The 23,084-nt window shown below is 70.6% G+C and carries 23 protein-coding genes and 3 tRNA genes; 8 read left to right on the top strand and 18 right to left on the bottom strand.

Going from position 1 to position 23,084, the window contains the following annotated elements; translation table 11 throughout:
- Window positions 1-90: 90 nt before the first annotated feature.
- The 14 genes from panC to tilS form a co-directional block, all read right to left on the bottom strand.
- Window positions 91-966, bottom strand: coding sequence for a pantoate--beta-alanine ligase (panC, locus tag AC3RJ6_RS09780; protein ID WP_491426870.1), 876 nt, complete (start codon window positions 964-966; stop codon window positions 91-93).
- Complete coding sequence (locus AC3RJ6_RS09775; RefSeq protein WP_491426868.1) at window positions 963-1,715, bottom strand: Rossmann-like and DUF2520 domain-containing protein; 753 nt, start codon at window positions 1,713-1,715, stop codon at window positions 963-965. Before AC3RJ6_RS09775 ends, panC begins: the two co-directional genes overlap by 4 nt.
- Window positions 1,705-3,570, bottom strand: coding sequence for a PH domain-containing protein (locus AC3RJ6_RS09770; RefSeq protein ID WP_491426867.1), 1,866 nt, complete (start codon window positions 3,568-3,570; stop codon window positions 1,705-1,707). Before AC3RJ6_RS09770 ends, AC3RJ6_RS09775 begins: the two co-directional genes overlap by 11 nt.
- Window positions 3,567-4,115 (bottom strand): PH domain-containing protein, encoded by a 549-nt coding sequence (locus AC3RJ6_RS09765; RefSeq protein ID WP_491426866.1) that lies wholly within the window; start codon window positions 4,113-4,115, stop codon window positions 3,567-3,569. Before AC3RJ6_RS09765 ends, AC3RJ6_RS09770 begins: the two co-directional genes overlap by 4 nt.
- Window positions 4,108-4,578 carry a DUF3180 domain-containing protein gene (locus tag AC3RJ6_RS09760; RefSeq protein ID WP_491426865.1) on the bottom strand — a complete coding sequence of 157 codons (471 nt, stop codon included), beginning with the start codon at window positions 4,576-4,578 and terminating at the stop codon, window positions 4,108-4,110. The genes AC3RJ6_RS09765 and AC3RJ6_RS09760 overlap by 8 nt, the downstream gene beginning before the upstream one ends.
- Window positions 4,575-5,060, bottom strand: a complete 486-nt coding sequence (folK, locus tag AC3RJ6_RS09755) for a 2-amino-4-hydroxy-6-hydroxymethyldihydropteridine diphosphokinase (RefSeq protein WP_491426864.1) — start codon at window positions 5,058-5,060, stop codon at window positions 4,575-4,577. Before folK ends, AC3RJ6_RS09760 begins: the two co-directional genes overlap by 4 nt.
- Window positions 5,057-5,437 carry a dihydroneopterin aldolase gene (folB, locus tag AC3RJ6_RS09750; protein WP_491426863.1) on the bottom strand — a complete coding sequence of 127 codons (381 nt, stop codon included), beginning with the start codon at window positions 5,435-5,437 and terminating at the stop codon, window positions 5,057-5,059. Before folB ends, folK begins: the two co-directional genes overlap by 4 nt.
- Window positions 5,430-6,221 (bottom strand): dihydropteroate synthase, encoded by a 792-nt coding sequence (gene folP, locus AC3RJ6_RS09745; protein ID WP_491426862.1) that lies wholly within the window; start codon window positions 6,219-6,221, stop codon window positions 5,430-5,432. Before folP ends, folB begins: the two co-directional genes overlap by 8 nt.
- A gap of 109 nt (window positions 6,222-6,330) precedes the next feature.
- Window positions 6,331-6,924: a GTP cyclohydrolase I gene (folE, locus tag AC3RJ6_RS09740; protein ID WP_491426861.1), complete on the bottom strand. Its 594-nt coding sequence runs from the start codon at window positions 6,922-6,924 to the stop codon at window positions 6,331-6,333.
- Window positions 6,925-6,964: 40 nt separating this feature from the next.
- Window positions 6,965-8,983 (bottom strand): ATP-dependent zinc metalloprotease FtsH, encoded by a 2,019-nt coding sequence (ftsH, locus tag AC3RJ6_RS09735; RefSeq protein ID WP_491426859.1) that lies wholly within the window; start codon window positions 8,981-8,983, stop codon window positions 6,965-6,967.
- 153 nt (window positions 8,984-9,136) lie between these two features.
- Window positions 9,137-9,853 (bottom strand): DUF2652 domain-containing protein, encoded by a 717-nt coding sequence (locus AC3RJ6_RS09730; RefSeq protein WP_491426858.1) that lies wholly within the window; start codon window positions 9,851-9,853, stop codon window positions 9,137-9,139.
- A gap of 31 nt (window positions 9,854-9,884) precedes the next feature.
- A complete protein-coding gene (locus tag AC3RJ6_RS09725) occupies window positions 9,885-11,627 on the bottom strand; it encodes an MFS transporter (protein WP_491426857.1) in 1,743 nt (580 codons plus the stop codon).
- A 75-nt stretch (window positions 11,628-11,702) separates the two neighbouring features.
- Window positions 11,703-12,254 carry a hypoxanthine phosphoribosyltransferase gene (hpt, locus tag AC3RJ6_RS09720; RefSeq protein WP_491426856.1) on the bottom strand — a complete coding sequence of 184 codons (552 nt, stop codon included), beginning with the start codon at window positions 12,252-12,254 and terminating at the stop codon, window positions 11,703-11,705.
- Window positions 12,255-12,415: 161 nt separating this feature from the next.
- Window positions 12,416-13,489, bottom strand: coding sequence for a tRNA lysidine(34) synthetase TilS (gene tilS, locus AC3RJ6_RS09715; protein WP_491426855.1), 1,074 nt, complete (start codon window positions 13,487-13,489; stop codon window positions 12,416-12,418).
- A gap of 63 nt (window positions 13,490-13,552) precedes the next feature.
- Between tilS and ppa the strand changes: the two genes are divergently transcribed.
- On the top strand, window positions 13,553-14,038 hold the full coding sequence (gene ppa, locus AC3RJ6_RS09710) for an inorganic diphosphatase (RefSeq protein WP_491426854.1): 486 nt from the start codon (window positions 13,553-13,555) through the stop codon (window positions 14,036-14,038).
- 147 nt (window positions 14,039-14,185) lie between these two features.
- Here the strand turns inward: ppa and AC3RJ6_RS09705 are convergent, their stop codons facing one another.
- Window positions 14,186-15,505, bottom strand: a complete 1,320-nt coding sequence (locus AC3RJ6_RS09705; protein WP_491426853.1) for a C40 family peptidase — start codon at window positions 15,503-15,505, stop codon at window positions 14,186-14,188.
- A complete protein-coding gene (locus AC3RJ6_RS09700; RefSeq protein ID WP_491426852.1) occupies window positions 15,498-16,775 on the bottom strand; it encodes a M23 family metallopeptidase in 1,278 nt (425 codons plus the stop codon). Before AC3RJ6_RS09700 ends, AC3RJ6_RS09705 begins: the two co-directional genes overlap by 8 nt.
- A gap of 288 nt (window positions 16,776-17,063) precedes the next feature.
- Between AC3RJ6_RS09700 and AC3RJ6_RS09695 the strand changes: the two genes are divergently transcribed.
- The 3 genes from AC3RJ6_RS09695 to AC3RJ6_RS09685 all read left to right on the top strand — a co-directional run bounded on the left by AC3RJ6_RS09695 (window position 17,064) and on the right by AC3RJ6_RS09685 (window position 17,424).
- Window positions 17,064-17,136: transfer RNA gene (locus AC3RJ6_RS09695), tRNA-Glu, on the top strand.
- 65 nt (window positions 17,137-17,201) lie between these two features.
- Window positions 17,202-17,275 (top strand) — tRNA-Asp (locus AC3RJ6_RS09690).
- A 76-nt stretch (window positions 17,276-17,351) separates the two neighbouring features.
- Window positions 17,352-17,424 (top strand) — tRNA-Phe (locus AC3RJ6_RS09685).
- A gap of 37 nt (window positions 17,425-17,461) precedes the next feature.
- Here AC3RJ6_RS09685 and AC3RJ6_RS09680 read toward each other — a convergent pair.
- Both AC3RJ6_RS09680 and AC3RJ6_RS09675 read right to left on the bottom strand, forming a co-directional pair.
- Entirely contained in the window at window positions 17,462-18,760 is a 1,299-nt protein-coding gene (locus AC3RJ6_RS09680; protein ID WP_491426851.1) for a tyrosine-type recombinase/integrase, read from the bottom strand.
- Window positions 18,760-18,957 (bottom strand): hypothetical protein, encoded by a 198-nt coding sequence (locus tag AC3RJ6_RS09675; RefSeq protein WP_491426850.1) that lies wholly within the window; start codon window positions 18,955-18,957, stop codon window positions 18,760-18,762. The genes AC3RJ6_RS09680 and AC3RJ6_RS09675 overlap by 1 nt, the downstream gene beginning before the upstream one ends.
- A 140-nt stretch (window positions 18,958-19,097) precedes the next feature.
- On the opposite strand from AC3RJ6_RS09675, the gene AC3RJ6_RS09670 reads away from it, so the two are divergent.
- The 4 genes from AC3RJ6_RS09670 (at window position 19,098) to AC3RJ6_RS09655 (ending at window position 22,388) form a co-directional block, all read left to right on the top strand.
- A complete protein-coding gene (locus AC3RJ6_RS09670) occupies window positions 19,098-19,808 on the top strand; it encodes a hypothetical protein (protein WP_491426849.1) in 711 nt (236 codons plus the stop codon).
- A gap of 302 nt (window positions 19,809-20,110) precedes the next feature.
- The gene (locus AC3RJ6_RS09665; protein WP_491426848.1) at window positions 20,111-20,926 is read left to right on the top strand and encodes a TIGR04255 family protein; all 816 of its coding nucleotides are present in this window, start codon (window positions 20,111-20,113) and stop codon (window positions 20,924-20,926) included.
- 20 nt (window positions 20,927-20,946) lie between these two features.
- Window positions 20,947-21,432, top strand: a complete 486-nt coding sequence (locus AC3RJ6_RS09660; RefSeq protein WP_491426846.1) for a helix-turn-helix domain-containing protein — start codon at window positions 20,947-20,949, stop codon at window positions 21,430-21,432.
- Window positions 21,429-22,388 carry a hypothetical protein gene (locus AC3RJ6_RS09655; protein WP_491426844.1) on the top strand — a complete coding sequence of 320 codons (960 nt, stop codon included), beginning with the start codon at window positions 21,429-21,431 and terminating at the stop codon, window positions 22,386-22,388. The genes AC3RJ6_RS09660 and AC3RJ6_RS09655 overlap by 4 nt, the downstream gene beginning before the upstream one ends.
- The last annotated feature ends 696 nt before the right edge of the window (window positions 22,389-23,084 follow it).

Below are 23,084 nucleotides of genomic sequence, written 5' to 3'. Positions count from 1 at the left end.
TCTCGTCGCGCGACAGTGCTGTCTCGGCTGGATTGGGTGCGTGGACAAGCCTACTTGCCGCGTGCCGGGCGGCGATTCAGCCGGGTTCGATCAGCCGAGCTCGATCAGGCGGTTGTCGATCAGCCGGGTCGCGCCGACCCGCGCGGCGACGAGGGCGAGCGCCGGCCCCGAGGCATCCGCGGTCACGGGCAGGAAGGTCGCCGGGTCGACGATGACGAAGTAGTCGAGCTCGGCGCCGTCGTGGTCGCCGAACGCGGCGACGGCTTCGGCGAGCGCCTCGTCGGCGCCGTCGCCCGCCGCATCGGCGGCGGCGGCGAGCGCCTCGGAGAGGACGAGCGCCGTGCGTCGCGCGGTGTCGTCGAGGAACCGGTTGCGACTCGAGAGCGCGAGCCCGTCGGCCTCGCGCACGGTCGGCACCGTCTCGATCGCGAGCGGCAGATCGAGGTCGCGCACCATGCGCCGCACGAGGAAGACCTGCTGCGCGTCCTTCTGGCCGAAGACCGCGACGTCGGGCGCGACGATGTGCAGCAGCTTCGCGACGACGGTGAGCATGCCGTCGAAGTGCCCGGGGCGCGAGGCGCCCTCGTAGAGCCCGCCGATCTCGCCCGCGACGACGCGCGTCGAGCTCGGTCCGTCGGGATACATCTCGGCGGCCGACGGCGCGAAGACGAACTCGACCCCGAGGCCCGAGAGCGCGGCGACATCGGCGTCGAGGGTGCGCGGGTAGCGGTCGAGGTCCTCCCCGGGGCCGAACTGCAGCGGGTTGACGAAGATCGACACGACGACGACGTCGGCGAGCTCGCGCGCCCGGGCGACGAGCGCGAGATGGCCGTCGTGCAGCGCGCCCATCGTCGGCACGAAGGCGACGGATGCCCCGGCGCGACGCTCGGCGGCGACGAGGCCGCGCAGCTCGGCGATCGTCGAGACCACTCGAGGGCCCTCGGCTCGAGCCTCGATCGTGCTCACGCGCCACCTCCTGACGGCCGGTCGGACGCGGCCCCGTCGATCGTACCCTCGGGCAACGGCCCGCCGTCGTGCCGTGCGAGCGCGTTCTCGACCGCGCTGCGCGCGAGCGACGCGAGCACGGCGCCGGGCCGCGGCACGCCGATCGCGTCGAGCTGCGTGCTCGCCTGGTCGACGATCGCGCTCGAGAACGAGACCACCGTGTCGACGGCCTCGCCGTACGCCGGGCGGTCGGCCTCGGCGACGATGAACGGCTCGCCGCCCATCTCGACGACGAGCGCTTGCCCGATGGGCAGCACCGGTGCGGGCGCGGTGACCGCGAACCACGTGCCGGGCAGGCGGGCGAGGTCGATGCTCGTGCCCGTGAAGGTCATCGCCGGGTGCACGGCGAGCGGGATCGCGCCCGCGCGCCGCGCGGGGTCGAGCACCGCCGTGCCGAACCCGGCCGAGGTGTGCAGCACGAGCTGCCCGGGCTGCCAGACGCCGGCATCGGCGAGGCCAGCGACGAGCGCCTCGAGCTCGTCGTCGGGCACGGCCAGCAGCACGAGCTCGCTGCGTTCGACGATGACCGGCACCTCGAGCACGGGCACGCCCGGCAGCATCACGGCGGCGCGCTCGCGGCTCGACTCGGAGACGGCGGCGACGCCCGTGAGCGCGTGGCCGGCTCCGCCGAGCGCGGCGGCGAGCACGGCGCCGACCCGGCCCGCGCCGATCGTGCCGACACCCAGTCGGCCTGCGCGTTCAGCGGGCATCGGGGACTCCGTCTCCTGCGGTCGGGGGCTCGGAGAGCGGGGACGCGACGTGTTCGGGCGCGGCGCCTTCGGGGCCCACGTGTTCGGGAACCGCACCCTCGGGTTCGACGGGCGCAGCGGGCGCAGCCGGTGCATCCGGCGCAGCGGGCGCAGTGGGCGCGGGCGCGGCGGGCGCGGGCGCGACGGCCGCGGGTGCGGGCCGCGCTCCCCAGTGGTGCGTCGTGTCGGTCGCCGCGCGCGCGACGGCCTCGTCGGCGAGCCGGTCGAACAGGCGACCGGCCTCATCACGGTCGACGACGGGCAGCACGGCGCTCACCGGGCCCGTGACCGTGTGCAGCCGCAGCGCCGCGAGCCGGAGGGCGCGGTCGATCGGGCCGGCCGACACCGCGACCGACTGCATGCGGGCGAGCGGCACGAGCGTGAGGCTCCGCACGAGGGCACCGCGCCGGATCAGGGCGACGCCGTCGGCCGCGGCCCAGCCGACCCGGCGCCACGAGAACGGCCGAAGCCACGCGGCACGACGCGGGGTCGCCGAGTAGCCGGCCGACGGCCCCCGCCCCGTGAGGCCGGCATCGATGAGCGGGTCAACCTCGGCTGCGGCATCCGGAATCAGGAGGGCCAGCACTCGGTGCACGTCGGCGACCGTGCCGACCGGCAGCACGGTCGTGCGCTGGGCCGCCTCGTTCGAGTTCGCGACCGAGTGGCCGGCCACGTTGATGCGGATCGACCACCAGCCGAACGGGCGCCAGAACACCCACTGCGTCGCCTCGATCGCGTGGATGCGCCCCGGCGGGATGGTCTGGTTGCCGGTCGAGAGCAGGCCGTGCCCGATGCGCACGCCGTCGGCCGTGCCCGCGATCGAGTAGCGCAGCGACTTGGTGATGCGCGACCACATGTAGCTCACGAGACCGATCGCGGCGGGCACGAAGCTGAACAGCACCCACGACTGGCCCGTCGACACCCCGACGGCGATGATGACGACGAGGATCATCGCCCAGAGCGTCGAGCCGCCGAGCACGGTCGAGCCGACCACCCGCGCGAGCGGCAGGTGCACGACCGACTCGGGCGGGGCGAGGTCGGGGTCGAGCTCGGGCGCGAGGAACTCGTCGACGCGCTGGTTGACGAGGGCACCGGCGCGGGCGCTCACGGCGGCGCGGTGCGACTCGGCCGGCGCCTCCGGCGACGGCGCGCCGACGACCGCCGGGGCGCCCGGAGCCGCCGTCGTGCCGCGGGCCGCGGCGTCGGCCGCCGCGCGCTCGGCGCGCACGCCCGACGCGAGCCGCAGGATGTCGGCACGCAGCCCGTCGGCGAGCGCCGAGCCGAGGTACGAGAGCTCGACGTTGCCCGACTGGCCGGCGACCGACACCTCGAGCTTCGCCGTGCCGAAGAGCCGCGCGAACAGCGGCCGGTTCACGTTGATGCCCTGGATGCGGTCGAGGCGGGCGCTGCGGTGCGACCTGAACAGGATGCCGCGGCGCACCTCGACCGCCTCGCGCGTCACGCGGAAGGTGTGCATGCGCCACGACATCCAGAAGCCGATGATGACCGCGATGATGACGACGGCGACCCCGAGCAGGGCCCAGCCCACGAGCCCGTGCGACACGACGCCGCCGATGGGGTCGTTCACCCAGTCGCTCTGCCACTCGTCGTAGCGGGGTCCGAGTTCTTCGTCGGCCTCGGGCGCGAAGATCGGCAGCAGCAGGTCGACGGCGCGTTCGCGCAGGTTGGCGATCACGAAGCCGAGCACCGCGATGAACACGAGGCCGCCGCGCAGCAGCGGGCTCGCGGGGTGCAGCCGATGCCACTCGCCGTCGGCGAGGTCGGTCACCGGCGCCGGGCGGGTCGGTGCGGTCACAATCCCGCCCGGCGGGTCTCGGCGAGGGCGACGAGCTCGTCGCGCAGCCGGTCGGCCTCTTCCATCGGGATGCCCGGCACCGTGACCGCGGTCGACGCGGCCGCGGTCACGAACTTGAGCTCGGCCAGGCCCAGCGCGCGGGCGACGGGGCCGCGCGTGATGTCGATGAGCTGCATGCGACCGTAGGGCACCGCGACCTGGCGCTGGAACATGATGCCGCGGCGGAAGAGCAGGTCGTCGTCGCGCAGGCGGTACCCGATCGAGCGCACGCGTCGCGGCTCGAGGGCGATGCCGACGATCGAGACGAGCGCGACCGCGCCCGCCGCCCAGAGCGCCCACCACGGCTGCCAGAGCAGGTGCACGACGACGAGGCCGCCGACGAACACCGCCATGCCGATGAGCGAGCCGACCACCTCGACGACGATGTACTTGGGCGACACGCGTCGCCACTCGACGTCGGGCACGTGCGCGTCGAGCCGCGGGGGCGCGGGGTGCTCGGCCGGTGTCGCCGGCGTCTCGGCCGGTGCGCCGTCGGGCTCAGGCATGCGCGTGTTCCTCTTTCTCGTCGGGGTCGTCGGGCGGGAGCGTGCAGCACCACTCGGCGACGAGTCCGCCCACGAGCAGCAGCGCGGCGCCGATCGCGGTCGCGACCGCCTGCCAGACGACGCCCACGGGCGGCATCACGGTGCGCGTGAGCAGGAAGAGCGCGATGCCGAGGCCGATTCCGAGCACGAGCGCGCCGCTCAGGCTGCACGCCTTCGCGAGCACCGCGATGCGCATCGCGCGGAACGGGTCGAGCCGGCGGACCGTCTTGCCCGTGACCGCGCGGCGGATGGGCCAGGCGAGCGCCACCACGATCGCGGCGACGCCCACGAGGGTGATCGCGAGCGAGATCGGGGGCACGAGCGCCTTCGAGCCGGCGCTCACGATCGCCAGGTCGCCGAGGTAGCCGATGACGAGGCCGCCGAGCACGAATGCGAGCACGGTCGAGAAATGGGTGCGCCTCATCGCCGCACCACCTCGTCGGAGGCCTCGGCGCGCAGCGCCGCCACGCGGCCCCGCCCGGCGAGCACGGCGTCGGGGTCGACGTCGAGCCACGGCTGCAGCACGAACGCCCGCTGCCACGCCCGCGGATGCGGCAGCTCGAGGCGCTCGTCGGCGAGCTCGATGCCGTCGACGTCGATGAGGTCGAGGTCGAGCGTGCGGTCGCCCCAGCGCTCGGCGCGCACCCGGCCCTGCTCGAGCTCGATGCGCTGCAGCACGTCGAGCAGCGCGTGCGGGTCGAGCACGGTCTCGACGACGAGCACGCCGTTGAGGTAGCCGGGCGCGTCGTGGTCGACGCCGGTCGTCTTGAGTGCGGGGGTCTCGTAGAGCGGCGACACCGCGACGAGCTCGACCCCGTCGGCGTCGGCGAGCTCGCGGACGGCGGCGGCGATGGTCGCCGCGCGGTCGCCGAGGTTCGCCCCGAAGGCGATGACGGCGCGGCTCATGCCCGGCGCCTCGTGATCGTGACCGCGACGTCGTCGAACGGCACGGTGATGGGCGCCTGCGGCTTGTGCACCGTGACCTCGACCTCGTCGACCGCGGCGAAGCCGAGAGCCACCCCAGCGACGCGTTCGGCGACGGTCTCGATGAGGTCGACCGGGTCGCGCTCGACGGCGGCGACCACCTGCTCGGCAAGCTCGCCGTAGTGCACGGTGCGCGCGAGGTCGTCGCCGCGTGCGGCGGCTGCGAGGTCGACGGCGACCGACACGTCGATCACGAACTCCTGCCCCTCGACGCGCTCGAACTCGAAGACGCCGTGATGGGCGCGCACGCGCAGTCCCGTCAGGGTGATGCGGTCACGTCGATCGCGCGGTTCAGCCACGTCGTCCACTCTGCCACGCCCCGAGGACGTCGAGCGCGCGGCGCGTGCCGACGACGTCGTGCACGCGCACGCCCCACGCGCCGGCCTGCGCCGACAGCACGCTGACGACCGCGGTCGGCAGGTCGCGCTCGGCGACGGATGCCCCGTCGGGCAGCATCGCCCCGAGGAATCGCTTGCGCGACGCGCCGACGAGGATCGGCAGGCCCAGTGCGCCGAGCACGTCGAGCCGGCCGAGCAGCTGCCAGTTCTGCTCGCCGCGCTTCGCGAAGCCGAGTCCGGGGTCGAGGATGATGCGCTCGGACGCGACGCCCGCGGCGACGAGCGCGTCGACGCGGGCCGCGAGCTCGTCGCGCACGTCGACGGCGACGTCGCCGTACTCGGCGAGCGAGTCCATGCGGTCGGAGTGGCCGCGCCAGTGCATCGCGACGTAGCGTGCGCCGGTCTCGGCCGCGACGCTCGCCATGGCCTCGTCGGCGAGCCCGGCTGAGACGTCGTTGATGATCTCGGCGCCGGCCTCGACCGCGGCGAGGGCGGTGGCGGCGCGCATCGTGTCGACGCTGACCCGGATGCCCCGTGCCGTGAGTTCCCTGATGACGGGCACGACCCGGCGCAACTCCTCGTCGGGTTCGACCCGGGCGGCGCCCGGCCTGGTCGACTCGCCCCCGACGTCGACGAGGTCGGCGCCCTGTTCGACGAGCTCGACGCCGTGGGCGATCGCCGCGTCGGCGTCGAACCACTGCCCGCCGTCGCTGAACGAGTCGGGCGTGACGTTGACGACGCCCATCACGGCGATCGTGTCGGTCGGTCGAGTAGGGAGCGGAGCGACCGTATCGAGACCATGCTCAGCGGAGGGCCTCGATACGCGCTCCGCGCTACTCGACCGGCCGGATGCCTCACCCATCGTCCGCCCCGATCAGCGCGATGATCTCGGCTCGTGCCGCGGGCTCCGCGAGCGCGCCCCGGCTCGCGATCGTCACCGTCGAGCTGCGCTCCTGGCGCGACCCGCGGGTGGTCACGCACCGGTGCTGCGCGTCGAGCACGACGAGCACGCCCTTCGGGTCGAGGCCCTCGACGAGCGCGTCGGCGATCTCCTCGGTGAGCCGTTCCTGCAGCTGCGGCCGGTGCGCGAGCGTGTCGACGACCGCGGGGATGCGGCCGAGGCCCACGACCCGGTCGCCGGGCAGGTACGCGACGTGCGCGGTGCCCACGAACGGCAGCAGGTGGTGCTCGCACACCGAGCGGAACGACAGGTCGCGCAGGACGACCGCGTCGCTCGTCGCGGGCACGCCCGACTCGGTGTCGCCGAGGGGCACGCTGTCGGCGAGGTGCGTCATCGGGTCGACGTCGAGGCCGCCGAAGAACTCGGCGTACGCCTCGGCGACGCGCTGCGGAGTGCGTTCGAGGCCGGGACGTGCCGGATCCTCCCCGATCGCGAGGAGGATCTCGAGCACGGCCCGCTCGATGCGTTCGGTGTCGACTCCGGCCATGGGGCCGCCCTTCGGATCTGTGCCTACGAGCTCACCGGGCTCACGCGGTCGCGGGCCGCGGGTTCGACCGCGGCGCGCGCGCGGCGGCCGGCTCCTCGGTCGGCGTGGCGCCCGAGTCGACGCCGCCGTCGACGGCGCCCGAGTCGATCGGCATCTTCTCGGTCGGGAAGCTGATCGGCGGGATGCTGCTCACCGGTCGCTTGTCGCTCGAGAGCCACAGCGGGCGCTCGGGCAGCTTGCGGACGTCCTTGAAGATCTCGGCGATCTGGTTGTGGTCGAGCGTCTCGTGCTCGAGCAGCTCGGCGGCCAGCTTGTCGAGGATGTCGCGGTTGTCGTTGAGCACCTGCCAGGCCTCGTCGTGCGCCTGCTCGATGAGCGTGCGCACCTCGATGTCGACCTTCTCGGCGATCTCTTCTGAGTAGTCGCGCTGGTGGCCCATGTCGCGGCCGAGGAACATCTCGCCCGACGACTGGCCGAGCTTCACGGCGCCGACGTTGGCCGACATGCCGTAGTCGGTGACCATCTTGCGGGCGGTGGCGGTGGCCTTCTCGATGTCGTTCGAGGCGCCCGTCGAGGGGTCGTGGAACACGATCTCCTCGGCGACGCGGCCGCCCATCGCGTAGGTGAGCTGGTCGAGCAGCTCGTTGCGGGTGACCGAGTACTTGTCCTCCAGCGGCATGACCATCGTGTAGCCGAGGGCGCGGCCGCGCGGCAGGATCGTGATCTTCGTGACCGGGTCGGTGTAGTTCATCGCGGCTGCGGCGAGGGCGTGGCCGCCCTCGTGGTAGGCCGTGATGAGCTTCTCCTTGTCTTTCATGACGCGGGTGCGGCGCTGCGGGCCGGCGATCACGCGGTCGACGGCCTCGTCGAGGGCGCGGTTGTCGATGAGCTGCGCGTTCGAGCGGGCGGTGAGCAGCGCGGCCTCGTTGAGCACGTTCGCGAGGTCGGCGCCCGTGAAGCCCGGCGTCTTGCGCGCGAGCACCTCGAGGTCGACGCCCTTGGCGAGCGGCTTGCCCTTCGAGTGCACCTCGAGGATGCGCTGGCGGCCCTTGAGGTCGGGCGCGTCGACGCCGATCTGCCGGTCGAAGCGGCCCGGGCGCAGCAGCGCCGGGTCGAGGATGTCGGGGCGGTTCGTCGCCGCGATGAGGATGACGTTCGTCTTCGGGTCGAAGCCGTCCATCTCGACGAGCAGCTGGTTCAGCGTCTGCTCGCGCTCGTCGTGCCCGCCGCCGAGGCCGGCGCCGCGGTGGCGGCCGACCGCGTCGATCTCGTCGACGAAGATGATGGCCGGCGCGTTCTGCTTGGCCTGGTCGAAGAGGTCGCGAACGCGGGATGCACCGACGCCGACGAACATCTCGACGAAGTCGGAGCCCGAGATCGAGTAGAACGGCACGCCCGCCTCACCCGCGACCGCGCGGGCGAGGAGCGTCTTGCCGGTGCCGGGAGGGCCGTACAGCAGCACGCCCTTGGGGATGCGCGCGCCCACGGCCTGGAACTTCGCCGGCTCCTTGAGGAACTCCTTGATCTCCTGGAGCTCCTCGATCGCCTCGTCGGCGCCCGCGACGTCGTCGAAGGTGACCTTCGGGCTCTCCTTCGAGACGAGCTTCGCCTTCGACTTGCCGAACTGCATGACGCGGTTGCCGCCGCCCTGCATGCCCGAGAGCATGATCCAGAAGAAGACGCCGATGAGCAGCAGCGGCAGCAGGATGCCGAGCATCGACATGAACCAGTTCGGCTGCGGCACCTCGTCGTTGTAGCCGTCCTTCGGGTTCGCGTCGTCGACGGCGTTGACGATGTCGGTGCCGCGCGGCGTCACGTAGTAGAACTGCACCTGCTTGCCGAGCTTCTCGTCTTCTTCGGCGAGGGTGAGGTCGACGCGGTTCTCGCCGTCGACGATCTTCACGGCGGCGACCTTGCCGTCGCTCAGCAGCTCGAGGCCCTTCTGCGTCGACACCTCTTTGAAGCCGGAGGCGGTGATGAGGCTCGACCCGATCCACACGGCGACGATCGCGAGCAGGATGTAGATGATCGGCCCGCGGAAGACCTTCTTCATGTTCATGATCTTGCAAGGCTACCCCGGCACCGCTGGGCGGCGGCTGCCTGTTCGCTGAAAGCGCGCAGCGCTTGAAGCGGACGATTGTTCGCTGCCGCTGAAAGCGCGCAGCGCTTGAAGCGGACGATTGTTCGCTGCCGCTGAAAGCGCGCAGCGCTCTCAGTGCGCCGCGGCATCCCGTCGCGTGCGCCGCATCCCGAGCAGGTAGGGCATGCTGAGTCCGGCCGCCGCGAACGTGCGGCCGAGCCGTCCGCGCACCGACGGCGGCGGAAGCGGCGGGAGCTCGCCGTCGAGGTCGCCGACGTCGACGAAGTAGGCGCGCACGGTGCCGATGCCCTCGAGGTCCTGCGAGATCTCGTGCACCGACGCGGGCAGTGCGCCCGTGCCGCTCGCATGCAGCTCGTCGGAGAGCAACACGTACTCGGGGATCGCGACCGGGTTCTTGAGCATGCGGTGCACATGGATGACGTCGATGCCGACGAGCTTGATGCGCTCGCGGATCGTCTGCGTCGCCACGTCGCCGACATGGGCGACGAACTTCAGCTTGAGCTCCGCGGCCTCCTTGCAGCCGGCGCACGGGCAGAGGTTCGCGGCGACGTTCTGCCGCTCGAGGTGGAAGGCGCGGTGCATCGCGACGGCGACGCGCAGGATGTCGGCGACCTCGGCCTCGGGGTCGCGGCCGTCGGCCGGCCGGGAGATGAAGGCGGCGTCGCCCTCGATCTCGATGAGGTCGTAGCCGGGTGCGGCGTCGATCATCTTCTCGAGCATGCGCGCGGTGTTGACCTCGGCGTGGGCGAGGCTGAACCGGTGCGAGCTCATGTAGTCGGTGTAGCCGCCGATGTCGGCGATCAGCAGCACCGCTCGGCCGGACTCCATCCGCTCAGGCTCGCACCGATCGGCGGCGGCCTCAACCCCGCGAATCGGGGGTCTCGGGCGGCTCGTCGGGCGAGGCCCCGTCGACCGGAGGAAGACCGGGCGCGGCCGAGCCGTCGGCCGGTTCGAACCGCTCGAGCCGCACGTCGACGTCGGCCGCCGCCTGCCGGGCGCTCGGCGTGTAGCCGAGCACGACCGGCAGGAACCGGTCGGAGGCGAGCGCCCGAATGGTCAGCGGACCGTCGGCGACGACGGTCGCCGCGCGCCGGCTGCGCCGCAGCAGGGCGATCTCGCCGAAGCCGTCGCCGGCCTCGAGCGTCGCGACCGCGCGACCGTCGCCGACCACCTCGGCCGCGCCGGCCTCGATGAGGTAGTAGCGGTCGCCCACCTCGCCCTGCCTGAAGACGGTCTCGCCGCCGGCGAGCCGCACGGGCGGCTCGAGCCCCCGGGCGAGCTGTTCGACGGCGGGCAGGGGCAGCGTGCGGAACATCGGCACCCGGCGCAGCAGCGCGACGTCGTCGTCGAGGGCGTCGACGGTGCGATCGAGCCGGCGGAGCCTTCGCCACGACACCACCGCGAGCACGGGGCAGACGAGGCCGATCGCGATGAGCGCGGTCTGCACGCCCGCGAGGTCGACGAGCGTCGACGCGACCACCGCGCCGATGCCGATGAAGACGGCGACGACGCTCTCGAGCACGCCGAAGACGCGCGCGAGCACCTCGTCGGGGGCGAGCCGGCCGATGAGCGTGAAGCCCGCGAGGTCGATGAGCGAGTTGCCGACGCCGATGAAGGCGAGCAGGCCGAGCGCCGCCGCCTGCTGCGGCACGAGCCCGATGAGCGCGAGCGGCAGCCCCCACAGCGCGACGCCGGCGGCGAACCAGGCGCCGAGGCGTGCGGTGCCGACGAGCAGGGATGCCGCGAGCGAGCCGATCACGGCGCCGACGCCGACGGCCGTCATGAGCGCTCCCACGCCGGGCTCGCCGGTGCCGAGCAGCTCGATCGCGACGACGACCGACAGCACGGTGAGCGCCCCGCGGGTGAGCGCCTGCGCCGAGGCGAGCCCGAGGATGAGCAGGAGGTCGCGGTTCGAGGCGGCGGCCTTCACCCCCTCGACGGCCTCCGCGGCGAGGCTGCGCCGCGGAGGCGCCGAGGGTCGCGGCGGCGCCTCGTAGCGCATCCCGACGAGCAGGCCCGCCGCGGCGAACGAGGCGGCGGCCGCGACCGCGAACACGACGTCGACGCCCGTGAACTGCAGGAGCACGGCGGCGACGAGCGGACCGACGAGGGTCGCGGCGGAGTCGAGGAGGCCGCGCACCATGTTCGCGCTCGCGAGCTCGTAGCCGGTGCTGCAGAGCGACGGCAGCAGTGCCGAGTGCGCCGGGCGGTAGAGCGTCGCCGCGATCGTCGAGACGATCGCGAGCACGTAGACGACGACGGGCGGGCCCGCGATCGCGACGACGACGGCCGCCCCGGCGGTCGCCGCTCCGCGCACCGTCGAGACGAGGATGAGCACGCGCTCGCGCCGGCCCCGGTCGGCGATCGGCGAGAGCAGCGGCGCGAAGATCGCCGACGGCACCATTCGCAAGAGGCCGACGAGGCCGAGCGCGGCCGCACCGCCGTCGCGGTACGCGACGATGCCGAGCGCGACGGTGAACGCCCACTCCGCCGTCCACGCGCCGAGGAAGCTCAGCTGGGCCCGGCGGAGGTTGGGGTTGCGGGCGTTCGAGGCGAAGGCAGCGGCAGCGTCGCGCAATCTGCTTCGGCGGCCGTCGCCCATGGCGTCGACCCTATGCCCCGGCGACCCGGGTGGTCGAGAGTAGCGGAGCGTATCGAGACCCCGCTCCGGCTGCACTCAGCTGTAGACGTGCGGGGCGAGGATCGCCACGTCGCGCAGGTTGCGGTAGCGCTCGGCGTAGTCGAGGCCGTAGCCGACGACGAACTGGTTCGGGATGTCGAAGCCGAGGTACTTCACGTCGACCTCGACCTTCGCCGCGTCGGGCTTGCGCAGCAGGGCGCAGATCTCGACCGACTCGGCGCCGCGCGACTCGAGGTTGCCGAGCAGCCAGCTGAGCGTGAGGCCCGAGTCGATGATGTCCTCGACGATGAGCACGTGGCGGCCGGTGAGGTCGGCGTCGAGGTCCTTCAGGATGCGCACGACGCCCGACGACTGCGTGCCCGCGCCGTACGACGAGACCGCCATCCAGTCCATGTTGACGTGCGCCTTGAGCTCGCGCGCGAGGTCGGCCATCACCATGACCGCGCCCTTCAGCACGCCGACGAGCAGCAGGTCCTTGCCGTCGTAGTCGGCTTCGATGCGGCGGGCGAGCTCGGCGAGTTTCGCGTGGATCTCGGCTTCGGTGACGAGGGTCTCGGTGAGGTCGGCCTGAATCTCGCGCGCATCCATGCGTCGATTCTAGGCGAGCGGCCCTCTCGGTCGGTCGAGTAGGAGCGAAGCGACGTATCGAGACCACCCGTGCCTGCGGCGCGTGGTCTCGATACGCTCCTTCGTCGCTACTCGACCGACGGGTAGTGGTCTCGATACGCTTCGCTCCTCGACCGACCTGGTCAGTGATCGTGCGGCAGGATCTCGGTCGACCCCGTCGTCGAGAACACGACGTGGGCGCCCGAGCGGGTGGCGAGCGCTCCCCCGGGCAGGTCGATCGGCCCCTGGCCGTGCCAGTCGGTGACGAGCCTCGCCACCTCGAGCGTCTGCACCCGGCTGAGCGACACCCCGAACTCGCTCGCGACGACGTGCCGGATGATGCGCTGCCTGAGCGCTGCGGGGTTCGCGGCGAGCGCGGCGGCCGACACGGCGATGCCCGCCTCGGCGGGTTCGCAGATCTCCTCGATGAACTCCTCGATCTGCTCGTCGAACGCCGCCTCGTCCTCGCGCAGCTGCTCGGCGGTGCGGGCGAGCGCCTCGGCGATGCCCGGTCCGAGCTCGGCCTCGAGCACGGGCAGCACGCGTTCGCGCACCCGCACCCGCGCGTACGCCGCGTCGAGGTTGTGCGGGTCGTCCCACGGCTCCAGTCCGGCGTCGAGGCACGCCTGCCGCGTCGTCGCACGGCGGATGCCGAGGAACGGCCGTGCGTACCGCCCGACGACCGGCGCCATGCCCGAGAGGCTCGCCGCCCCCGACCCTCGTGCGAGCCCGAGCAGCACGGTCTCGGCCTGGTCGTCGAGCGTGTGGCCGAGCAGCACGAGCGCGGCGCCCGTCTCGCGGGCGACCTCGTCGAGCGCGGCATACCGGGCTTCGCGGGCGGATGCCTCGGGGCCGGCGCCCGCCGCCACGTCGACGCGTCGCACGACGACGGGGTCGAGCCCGAGCTCGCGAGCGGCGCGTGCGGCTCGCTCCCCGGCATCCGCCGAACCCGGCTGCAGCCCGTGGTCGACGACGACCGCTCCCGCCCGCACTCCCGCACGCGGCGCCTCGAACGCGGTCGCCGCGGCGAGCGCGAGCGAGTCGGCACCGCCCGAGAGCGCGACGAGCACGAGCGGATCCTGCGACGTGGTCTCGATACCCTCCTTCGTCGCTACTCGACCGACGACGGCGCGCACCGCGCGGCGGGTATCGGCGATCGGCGGGGTCAACCGCGGACGGCGGGGGCTCGAGGCATCCAGCTCTTCGTCGGAAGTCATCGGGGTAACCTTATTCCGCCGTGTGCCGAGGGCCCGGCGAGACTTCCAGAACAGGAGAGCCACATGGGCGAGTACAACGCCGTCATCGAGATCCCGAAGGGGAGCCGCAACAAGTACGAGGTCGACCACGAGACCGGCCGGGTCTTCCTCGACCGCGTGCTCTACACCGGGTTCGTCTACCCGACCGACTACGGCTTCTTCGAGAACACGCTCGGCGACGACGGCGACCCGCTCGACGTGCTCGTGCTGCTCGAGTACCCGCTGTTCCCGGGCGTCGGCGTCAAGGTGCGCCCGGTCGGCGTCTTCCACATGACCGACGACGGCGGCGGCGACGCCAAGGTCATCGCGGTGCCCGCGGGCGACCCGCGCTGGAACCACATCCAGGACGTCGACTCCATCCCCGAGTACACGAAGAAGGAGATCGAGCACTTCTTCGAGCACTACAAGGACCTCGAGCCCGGCAAGTGGGTCAAGACCGAGGGCTGGGCGAACGCGGCCGAGGCCGAGGCGCTCATCCAGAAGGCGATCGAGGCCTTCCCCGGCCACTGAGCGCCGCATTCGAAAGGGGGCGAGCCATCGGCTCGCCCCCTTTCGTGCACCATGCGGGTTGAGGAGGAGCGCAGCGACGTCTCGAAACCTCCTCGCGTCACCGGGTTTCGAGACGCTCCTTCGTCGCTCCTCAACCCACGGCAGACGTCAGCCCGCGGGCCGCGCCGCCGCCGAGGGGCTGCCCCAGATGAAGTACTCGCGCACCGGCACGCCCTCGCGGGGCGCCTCGAGGATGCGGCCGCCGCCGAGGTAGATGGCGACGTGGTAGTAGTCGCCGCCGTACCCCCAGAACAGCAGGTCGCCACGCTGGATGCTGCCGAGCGGCACCGCCTTGCCGCGCGCCGCGAGCGTGTAGTACTGGTTCGTCGCCGAGTGCGTGCCGATGCCGATGCCCGCGTACGCGTACGCGGCCTTCGTGAGGCCCGAGCAGTCCCACACGTCGGGCCCCGCACCGCCGAGCACGTAGCGCTCGCCGAGCTGCTGGCTCGCGAACCAGATGGCCGACTCGACCGCGCCGCTGTTCGGCGGAGCCGGAGCCGGCGGCGGTGCCGGCGCGGGCGCGGGAGCCGGCGCGGGCGCACTGCCGGAGTCGCCACCGCCGGACGCCGCGTCATCGCGCGCGTCCTGCTCGCGCTGCTGCCGCTCGCGCTCCTCGCGCTCCTTGCGCTCCTGCTCTTCGAGGGCGGCCTGCGCCGCCTCGCGCGCCTGGCCCTCGACGCGCTCACGCTCGAGCTCGGCGGTCGTGTCCTTGAGCGAGGCGAGCTGGGCGTAGAGCTCGACCGAGCGCCGCTCGGCGTCGGCGACGGCGGCCGTCGCGGCGTCGGCGGCCGAGCGCGCCTCGTCGGCACGTGCCTCGGCGACGCCCGCGAGCCGTTCGCGCTCGTCGGCGGCCTGCTCGGCCTGTGCGCGCAGCGAGTCGGCCGAGTTGCGGTCGGCCCGCGCCTGCTCGTAGAGCCCCTGCGCCTGCTCGCCGATCTTCGCGGCCGTGCCGAGCTGGTGCAGCAGGTCGTCGGCGCGGTCGGGGGCGAACATGAGCTCGCTCGTGAGGTCGCCGCCGCCCGAGCGGGCGAGATGCGCGGCGATGAGCCCGGCGCGCATCTTCGAGATCTCGGCGACCGCCTCGGCCTCGTCGGCCTGGCGGGCGAGCGTGGTCTCGCGCGCGAGCGCCGCGTCGCGGGCGTCGACGGCCTGGCGGTAGGCCTCGTCGGCCTTCATCGAGGCTTCGATCGCGGCATCCGCCGTCGCCTGCAAGCCGGCGATGAGGCCGCCGAGCCGATCGATCTCGGCCTGCTTGGTCGATTCGTTCTGCTTGGCCTGCTCGATCTCGGCCCACGACGGGTAGTCGGGTTCGGCGGCCGCCGGCGGCCCGACGAGGCCGATCGACGCCGTGACCGCACCGACCGCGACGGCCGCCGAGAAGGCGGCCGCGGAGTTCCGCGAGATCGGGCCGGTGCGCTGCTCAGCCAAGGTAGACGCCCCTCGCCGCCATGAACGGCACGGGATCGATGCGGTTCCAGCCGTCGTAGACCTCGAAGTGCAGGTGGCAGCCGGTCGACGCCCCGGTGGTGCCGGTCCACGCGATCTGCTGCCCCGACGACACCCACTGGCCGTAGCCGACGAGCAGGCCGCCGTCGACGATGTGCGCGTACCCGGTCGAGATGCCGCCGCCGTGGTCGATCTTCACGAAGTTGCCGTAGCTGCCCGACCAGCCCGCGTAGGTGACGACGCCGCTGTTGGCGGCGTAGATGGGCGCCCAGCAGCCCGTCGCGAGGTCGGTCGCGTAGTGGAACGAGTTCGAGCAGTACCCGCCCGAGCAGATCACCTCGCGCGGTCCGTAGTCGCCCGAGATCCAGCCCGACGCCGGCAGCGCCCAGCCCGAGCTCGCGACGCCGCCCGAGTTGCCGTTCTCGATGGCCTCGCGCCGCTTACGCTCCTCCTCCTTGCGCCGGCGCTCCTCTTCTTCCTTGCGCTTGCGCTCGCCCTCTTCGTAGGCCTTCGTGGTCTTCGCCTCGGCGTCCTTCAAGAACTTGAGCTGCGCCTCGAGCTCGGTCTTCTTCGCCTGCGACTCGGCGAGCGCGGCCTCGGCCTGCGCCTGCGCCTCCTGCGCGGCGCGCAGCGCCTCCTCCGCGGCGATGCGGAGCTTTTCGCGCTCGGCCTTCGCGACCTCGGCCTGGTCTCCGAGCGCGGCGGCGGCGTTCTGCTTCTCTTGAGCGAGGCGGTACACCTCGCTCGAGCGCTCGACCATCTGGTTCATGCTGCCGAGCTTCGCGAGCAGCGCGTCGGTCGACTTCGCGTCGCCGGCCTCGAGGAAGAGGTTCACGCTGAGGTCGCCCGCGCCGCTGCGGTAGAGCTGCGCGGCCACCTGCCCGGCGTTGCGCTCGGCGTCGTCGGCCTCCTTCTTCGACGCGTCGGCCTCGGCCTGGATGCGGTTCGCCTTCGTCACCGCGTCGTCGTACTTCTGCTGCGCGACCAGGAGGTCGTCGGTGCGCCGCTCGGCCTCGGCGCGGGTCTCGGCCACGTTCGCCTCGAGCTGCCCGATGAGTCCCGTGATCTCCTCGACCGCCGCGGCACCCGCCGCGGTGTCGGCCTTCGCCTGCTCGACCTCGTCCCACGTCGGATAGTCGGCGGCCGACGCCGACTGCGGTGCGGCGACCGCTCCGACGACGGCGACCGCGGCGAGCAGGGCGCCGGCCAGCAGCCGTCGCGCTGCGCTCGTTCGTGCTGTGGTGCGGATCATGGTTCCCCGTCCACGCGGGCCTCGGGTTCCCCGCGCTCCTCGCTCTCTCGATTCCAGGCGCAGGCGAATTCCAGGCCCTGGCAGCCTTCACGATAGGCACGGGCCGTGCCGATTCCGGGGATTTGGCGGGCATGTCCGAGGATGCCGCGGGCGCCCGCAGGGTCGTCGACGAGGGCCCGACGTGGTCGCGAACGGGGCCGCCACGAGGCATCCGATCGCTCGTTTTGCACTCTCGCGAATCAGCACGTATGCTTGGCTGTCGGCGGTCATGCCCCAGGCAAGACCTCCGGCCCCATCGTTTAGTGGCCTAGGACACCGCCCTTTCACGGCGGCAGCACGGGTTCGAATCCCGTTGGGGTCACTGAATACGGCAAGTTACAATTGAATAGTCTCAGTGAGAAATCACGCAGTGTTCACTCACATCGAGGCCCTGTGGCGCAGTTGGTTAGCGTGCCGCCCTGTCACGGCGGAGGTCGCGGGTTCAAGTCCCGTCAGGGTCGCTCAGGCGACAAGCCCTTTCCCTTACGAGAGAAGGGGCTTTCTCCTTATCGAGGTATCTTTTCGAGGATGCCGCGAGGCTCTGTAGCTCAGTTGGTAGAGCGTTCGACTGAAAATCGAAAGGTCACCGGATCGATGCCGGTCGGAGCCACAGTCAAAACCCCCGGTTCGCCGGGGGTTTTTTCGTGTCAGAGGGACATCCCTCGAGGCGGTCGGTGAGGCTGTGCCATTAATGTGCCATTAAGGGTTCGCCTGGTTCGGCGTTGTGCCATTTCCGGTTCTGGATGGGCGGCCTTGGCGGTGCTCTTGGCTTGGCTCTTGGTGCCGGTCTTGGTTCTGCTCGCATCTGTGTTTTCGTCGGCTCTCTTGAGCGCATCGTTCAGTGCTGCACCGGCTCGGATCGCGACGCCTTCGCGAGCGCGCGAGTAGCGCTCGGTGACCTGCAGGCTCGAGTGGCCGAGGGTCGCCTGCACGTCGGGTGCCGTGGCGCCGGCGTCGAACAGGATCGTGGCGAACGTGTGCCGCAGATCGTGGATGCGCAGATCAGGTCGGCCGATCGCCTCGCGCAGCTCTTCCCAGCCCACCGCGCGACGTGCGTTGTGATTGGTGAGTCGCCCGCCGTCGGGACCGTCGAAGAGCAGGTCGCTCCCCCGCTTGCCGCGCGCCGCAGCTTCGGCGTACGGGCGCAGCGCGTCGATCAGCGGGACATCCCGCGACTTGTGGCTCTTGGGCGACTGCTCGATGAGCTCGCCACGCACGCCCGGACTCAGCGACCGGCTGACGCGGATGACGCCGCGCCCGAAGTCGACGTCGCCGACGCGCAGCGCGGTCGCCTCGCCGGCGCGCATGCCCGTGTAGACGAGGGCGGCGAAGTATCGGCGGTAGACGCCGTCGGGAATGAGGTCGAGCAGGGTGGCGATCTGCTCGAGCGTGAGCGCCCGCGACACCGGCGAGATCGACTCGCGCATGCTCGGCCGCTTCACCTCGCGGGCCGGATTGTAGTCGATGAACCGCGACCGCCTTGCGCCGTCGAGGAGGCGGGAGAGCACCGCGAGCGCGTCGTTCTTGGCGGATGCCCCGCCCGACCAGGCGACCATCGCCGACTCGATCATGGGCGAGGTGATCTCGTCGAGCCGATGCCGGCCGAGGCTCGGCTTCACGCGGAGCCGCCAGGCGACGCCGTAGCTGCGGGCCGTTGCCGGGCGGATGGAGGACGCGATCGCGGGCCAGTACTTGTCGTGCCACTGGTCGAGTGTCATCGACCCGTTCGGGTTGCGTCCGGCGACCATCTTGGCGAGCTCGCGCTTCGCCTCGGCGAGAGTCAAGAACGTGCGGGAGCGTTCGGCGGCGCCGCCCTCGACGCTCGGGCCGACGACGCGAATCTGGTAGCGCTGACGGTCGGCGCGCCAGCGGATGCCCTCGGGCAGCGGCCGACCCGTGCGCGGATCGACCCGAGACGGGGTGTCCTTCGTCGGCCGCCCGGCCATCAGAGTTCCGTTCCACCCCGCGCGAGCAGCTCGTCGATCGTGTCGGCGCTCCAGAGCAGGTGCTTGCCCATGCGCGCGTCGGGCTCGGGGATGAGCCCGTCGTGGCGCAGCTTGTCGAAGCTCGAGACCGGGATGCGGCAGCGCTCGGCCGCCTCGACTCGGCTCAGGTACTCCACCCTCCAAGCGGTGTCGGACATGACGCTCCCCCTCGACTCATCGGCCGCCGGCTGGCACCTCGTGCATGCCGACCCACGCGCGGCTATTTGCAAGTACCTGAGATTATGCCCGAAGTCGCGGGTTTCGGCAAGTACCTGAGTTGTGTGGCTAGACTCGTCGCATGTCGGACTCCCCGCACCGCCCAGGCGACCAGTCGCACGACGGCCTGCTGCTCGCCGAAGACCTGCCCGATGGCTGGTACCTGCCCAGCCGGTTTCCCGGTGAGCGCGACGACGATGCGAGCGCACAGATCGACGCCGTGCTCGGCTACGGCGACAGCATCACCACCGACTCGCAGGGTGAAGGCCAGCGCACCTCTGACGAGAATGAGACGATCGACGGCCGCTGGCGCTACCTCGAGCACGAGGCCACGCACACCCGCGTGATGATCCGCCTGCAGCGTCAGCTCTTCGCCGTGCCCGAGGAGATCCGGATCACCGGCGTGATCTACCTCCCCTGGCGTCCGGGCGACCCGATCACGAGCCAGCTCCTGCGCGAGCTGCCGACCGCCCGCATCGAGGCCGCGATCAACAAGCGCCTCTTCGCGATGAAGCGCACCGAGACGATCACCGGCGGCAAGATCGTGCTGCCCTCAGGCCGGAAGGTCAGCGAGCGCGACCTGCTCAAGCCCCTCGGCGACCCGAAGAAGGTGTCCGACTTCTACGAGCTGGTCGCCCTGCAGCACGGCCAGCTGACGCAGCAGGGCGACGCGAACCCGAGCGCGACGATGGCGCAGATCAACGCTGTCGCCCTCTCGACCGCGCAAGGCTGGATCACGAAAGCCCGCGAGCGCGGGCTCTTGCCACCTGGGCGCCGAGGGCGGGCGGGGTAGCTCCACGATGGAGCCGGGCGCCCACACATTCGGTGGTCGCTCCAGCGCGAGCTACACCGCATCCAGCTGTGTTGACACCGCCGATTGCCCGATCCCAGACGGCGCCGACCGTTGCGGCTGACGCGCCTCAACAGAGCATCATGAAGGGCGAGGTAAGCGACCGCCACGATCTACGGATCACCACTCGCCCGTAGTTCGGCCCTCAGGGTCACCGTCTGGTGGCGGACCTTGGGCGGCCTCACTACGTTTGCTCCCGGGTTACCCCTGGCTCATCGTCGGGGGTGTGAAGTAGGGTGTGAAGCATGACCGAAAGAGTGCGCTTCCGCCCGTTTACCGGCGACTCCGAGCGCCGTGTGGAGATGTCCCGTGCGCCGCTAGCCCTCGTCCTTGTGCAGGTCCGGTGGCCCGAGCACGGCCATCTCGCCCTGGACTTCAAAGAGCTTGCGCTGACCTTTGGGAAGCACCTGGACAACTTCCCCCTGTACCACGAGATCGTTGATCAAGGATTCCAAATCACCCCTGACGGTGTCCAGCCCGTTCGAGGTGAAACCACGTATCAGTGGCGCTCCATCGACGACGTTTGGGTCGTTCAACTGACGAAGACGTTTGTGAGTCTGTACTGCGCGCCTCACCTGGACTACCGCTATTCCGAGTTGGCTGAGCGTCTCGATCAGGTGGTTGGCTTGTTGCACAGCGTGCTGAAGATCCAGGTGACGGATCGCGTGGGTGTTCGGTACGTGAACCGCCTTTCCGAGCCAGACTTCATGTCCGAACTGCCTGAGATCTTCGACCGTCGCGTCTTGGGAATGGCGGGGCTGGAGGGGGAGAACGGGGTGCAGCTCATAAACACGCTGAGTCAAGCGATTTATAGGGCCGAAGACGTAACTTTGCATGTACGGTCTGGCTATCTCGGACCGAACGAAACAATGGATCCATCTATTCAGCCTGTGCCCCTTCAGTCGTGGGTGCTCGACCTGGACGCCTCGCAAGAGACGAAGATGGTTTACTCGACCGGCCAGATCCAGGCAGTCGCTGGTCGCCTGGCCGACACGGCCTACGACTTCTTTAAGCTGGTACTCAAGGAGCAAGCGGAGCAGCGACTGGATGGTCACTCATGAGCGGCATAACTACGACCGGATTGAGCATCACCGCGTCGCTGGCAATGATCGTCTCGCCGTGGTCTGTTGTGGTCGACGAGCCGCGCGAAGTGGCGAAGTCTGCCTGGATGATCTTTTCTGACGAGGCGCTTCAGGCCGGTCTCGGTACGGCCACAGGCGCTTTCACCGTAAAGACGGACCCTGCCGCTGACCTGTCTGCGATCGTGGCCAACCTGAAGGTGGAGTCCGGTCTGACTGCGGATCAGTTGGGTCGGCTCCTGGGGGTGTCTAGGCGATCAATCCATAACTGGGCGGCTGGCACCGCGATAGCTCCGGCGCACGAGGAAAGATTGCGCGAGCTGGAGATGCTGGTGTTCTCGCTCTCCGCAGACTCTCCGGAAGAACGGCGCAAGATCCTTCTCGACTCCTCAAAGGGCCCCAGCATCTTCAAGCAGTTCGCAGCCAAGGCGGACGCGCCGCAAAAGATCAAGTTCGGCGTTCCGGTTGAGGAACGTTTGGGCCTGTGAGCCCGGACAGGGGCGGCCTGGGGGAGCCGCTGAATTGGAGCGCGGCCGCGCAGGGCGACACCGTCGCGCTCGATCATCTCAGCTACTGGGTCGGTGACGATGAGGACCCCGAGCAGGTGGAGACGCCGCACGGTGTAGTCCTGATGAGTCAGACCTGTGACTTGGTCCAAGATCGCGAGCGTGTCCTGGTAGCGCCAGTCGCCGAGGTGACAGCAGCAGTGATGTCGGCGGTTCGCAAAGGCGCCAAGCCCTTGTTGATCCCGGTTGGCGCACAACCAAACCACGTTGCTGATCTGGAACGCGTCCTCTCCGTTCCTCGGGCCGTCCTTGACGGTGCTGCGGTTCTGACTCATGCGGTCCAGGAACGAAGCGGTGAAGCTGCTGACCGGCTATCTGCCCGTATCGGTCGCGGATTGCATCGGTTCGCCTTCCCCGACGCGGTTCACGACTCGCTCAGCAAGATGAAGAAGAAGATCGCTGAGTGGTACGAGAAGAGCACTTCGCTGGCGACCGTTCTCCGGCTAGTCGACGAGTTCCGCATCTCCTGTCTGGACTGGGAGTCAGCTGGTCGAGACATCAGCATCACGGCAGTCGTCCCCGAGGAGTATCTTCCTGCCGCTGACGCCCGCGACTCGTCGTGGAGATGGGGCGTGGGCACCGTCACAGACCTGAAAAATGGCGAGATGCCCGCGACCATCGCCTTGGAGCGCGTGTCTCACCTCATCCTAAAGAACATCGAGGCCGAGAATGACGCCGCGGTCGTCGCCCTATGGGAGACATGGATAGTCGCCCTTGCCAAGGCAGTGCTACCTGCCGCGACCGCCGAGGTGGCTTCCATCGAGTTGAGCGTGATGTCTGACATCGAATACACCTACAGACTCATGAAATCGTCAGAGACGCTGGACTTCTCTGTTCTCTCGGATTCCTCCAGCGAAGGACCAGTCGCCGCGACCTGAGTGGCGTTCTACCGCCTCGGCATCCACAGGCTCCGGATGAGATCCAGGCGTGCAGCGGATGAATTTTAGACCGGCAGCGGGCGCAGTGCTCGTGGGTCCCAATATCGATCTCGCCGCGGAGATCAGGGCCGCGTTCCGTCACTACGGCCGACAGCGCCGGATCACTGGCGAGCCGGGTCGGCTTCGGCCTGCGAGCCCGCTCCGCGGCGGCGGTCTGCGGCCGCCCAGTACGCGTCACGGCGGCCATTGCGTCGAATCTCACGCGGGATCGTCGACGGCGAACGGCCAGGGCACCGGCAATAACGCGAGCGGACTTACCGGCAGCTATGCCCCGGGACACTTCCTCGCGCTCGATCGCGTTCAAGTGCGCCTCCGCAGGATGACGATCAGCTGGGCGGACCCCACCGACTCGCGCGAGATGATGCTGGACGCGAGAGGGCGTGCACCCCAGAACACGAGCGATCAACCGGATCGAGTCACCCGCCCGCCAACGCGACCACAGCTCGTCTTCCTCAACGCTTGAGAAACCCGCGCTGGTACCTCCCCATCGTCATGCCGCGAGGTGGTGCGTTGATCGGTTGAGACCACTAGCTTTTCGAAGGAGTGCCCGGACAGCGGAGGCCCGGTCAATTAGAATTTGTCCTCAGGGCAGTCTGGTCGGCCCTTCTCCGAGTCAGAACTCCACGCGGTTCCGGC

The organism is Agromyces cucurbitae (genome assembly GCF_058349945.1).
This window is presented reverse-complemented; position numbering and strand designations above follow the sequence as displayed.

Excerpts from the sequence above, each read along its gene's own strand:
- AC3RJ6_RS09775 (WP_491426868.1), bottom strand. The coding sequence starts at position 1,715 with ATGCCCGCTGAACGCGCAGGCCGACTGGGTGTCGGCACGATCGGCGCG.
- AC3RJ6_RS09765 (WP_491426866.1), bottom strand. The coding sequence starts at position 4,115 with ATGCCTGAGCCCGACGGCGCACCGGCCGAGACGCCGGCGACACCGGCC.
- AC3RJ6_RS09760 (WP_491426865.1), bottom strand. The coding sequence starts at position 4,578 with ATGAGGCGCACCCATTTCTCGACCGTGCTCGCATTCGTGCTCGGCGGC.
- folK (WP_491426864.1), bottom strand. The coding sequence starts at position 5,060 with ATGAGCCGCGCCGTCATCGCCTTCGGGGCGAACCTCGGCGACCGCGCG.
- folP (WP_491426862.1), bottom strand. The coding sequence starts at position 6,221 with ATGGGCGTCGTCAACGTCACGCCCGACTCGTTCAGCGACGGCGGGCAG.
- folE (WP_491426861.1), bottom strand. The coding sequence starts at position 6,924 with ATGGCCGGAGTCGACACCGAACGCATCGAGCGGGCCGTGCTCGAGATC.
- ftsH (WP_491426859.1), bottom strand. The coding sequence starts at position 8,983 with ATGAACATGAAGAAGGTCTTCCGCGGGCCGATCATCTACATCCTGCTC.
- AC3RJ6_RS09730 (WP_491426858.1), bottom strand. The coding sequence starts at position 9,853 with ATGGAGTCCGGCCGAGCGGTGCTGCTGATCGCCGACATCGGCGGCTAC.
- AC3RJ6_RS09725 (WP_491426857.1), bottom strand. The coding sequence starts at position 11,627 with ATGGGCGACGGCCGCCGAAGCAGATTGCGCGACGCTGCCGCTGCCTTC.
- hpt (WP_491426856.1), bottom strand. The coding sequence starts at position 12,254 with ATGGATGCGCGCGAGATTCAGGCCGACCTCACCGAGACCCTCGTCACC.
- tilS (WP_491426855.1), bottom strand. The coding sequence starts at position 13,489 with ATGACTTCCGACGAAGAGCTGGATGCCTCGAGCCCCCGCCGTCCGCGG.
- ppa (WP_491426854.1), top strand. The coding sequence starts at position 13,553 with ATGGGCGAGTACAACGCCGTCATCGAGATCCCGAAGGGGAGCCGCAAC.
- AC3RJ6_RS09700 (WP_491426852.1), bottom strand. The coding sequence starts at position 16,775 with ATGATCCGCACCACAGCACGAACGAGCGCAGCGCGACGGCTGCTGGCC.
- AC3RJ6_RS09680 (WP_491426851.1), bottom strand. The coding sequence starts at position 18,760 with ATGGCCGGGCGGCCGACGAAGGACACCCCGTCTCGGGTCGATCCGCGC.
- AC3RJ6_RS09675 (WP_491426850.1), bottom strand. The coding sequence starts at position 18,957 with ATGTCCGACACCGCTTGGAGGGTGGAGTACCTGAGCCGAGTCGAGGCG.
- AC3RJ6_RS09670 (WP_491426849.1), top strand. The coding sequence starts at position 19,098 with ATGTCGGACTCCCCGCACCGCCCAGGCGACCAGTCGCACGACGGCCTG.
- AC3RJ6_RS09665 (WP_491426848.1), top strand. The coding sequence starts at position 20,111 with ATGACCGAAAGAGTGCGCTTCCGCCCGTTTACCGGCGACTCCGAGCGC.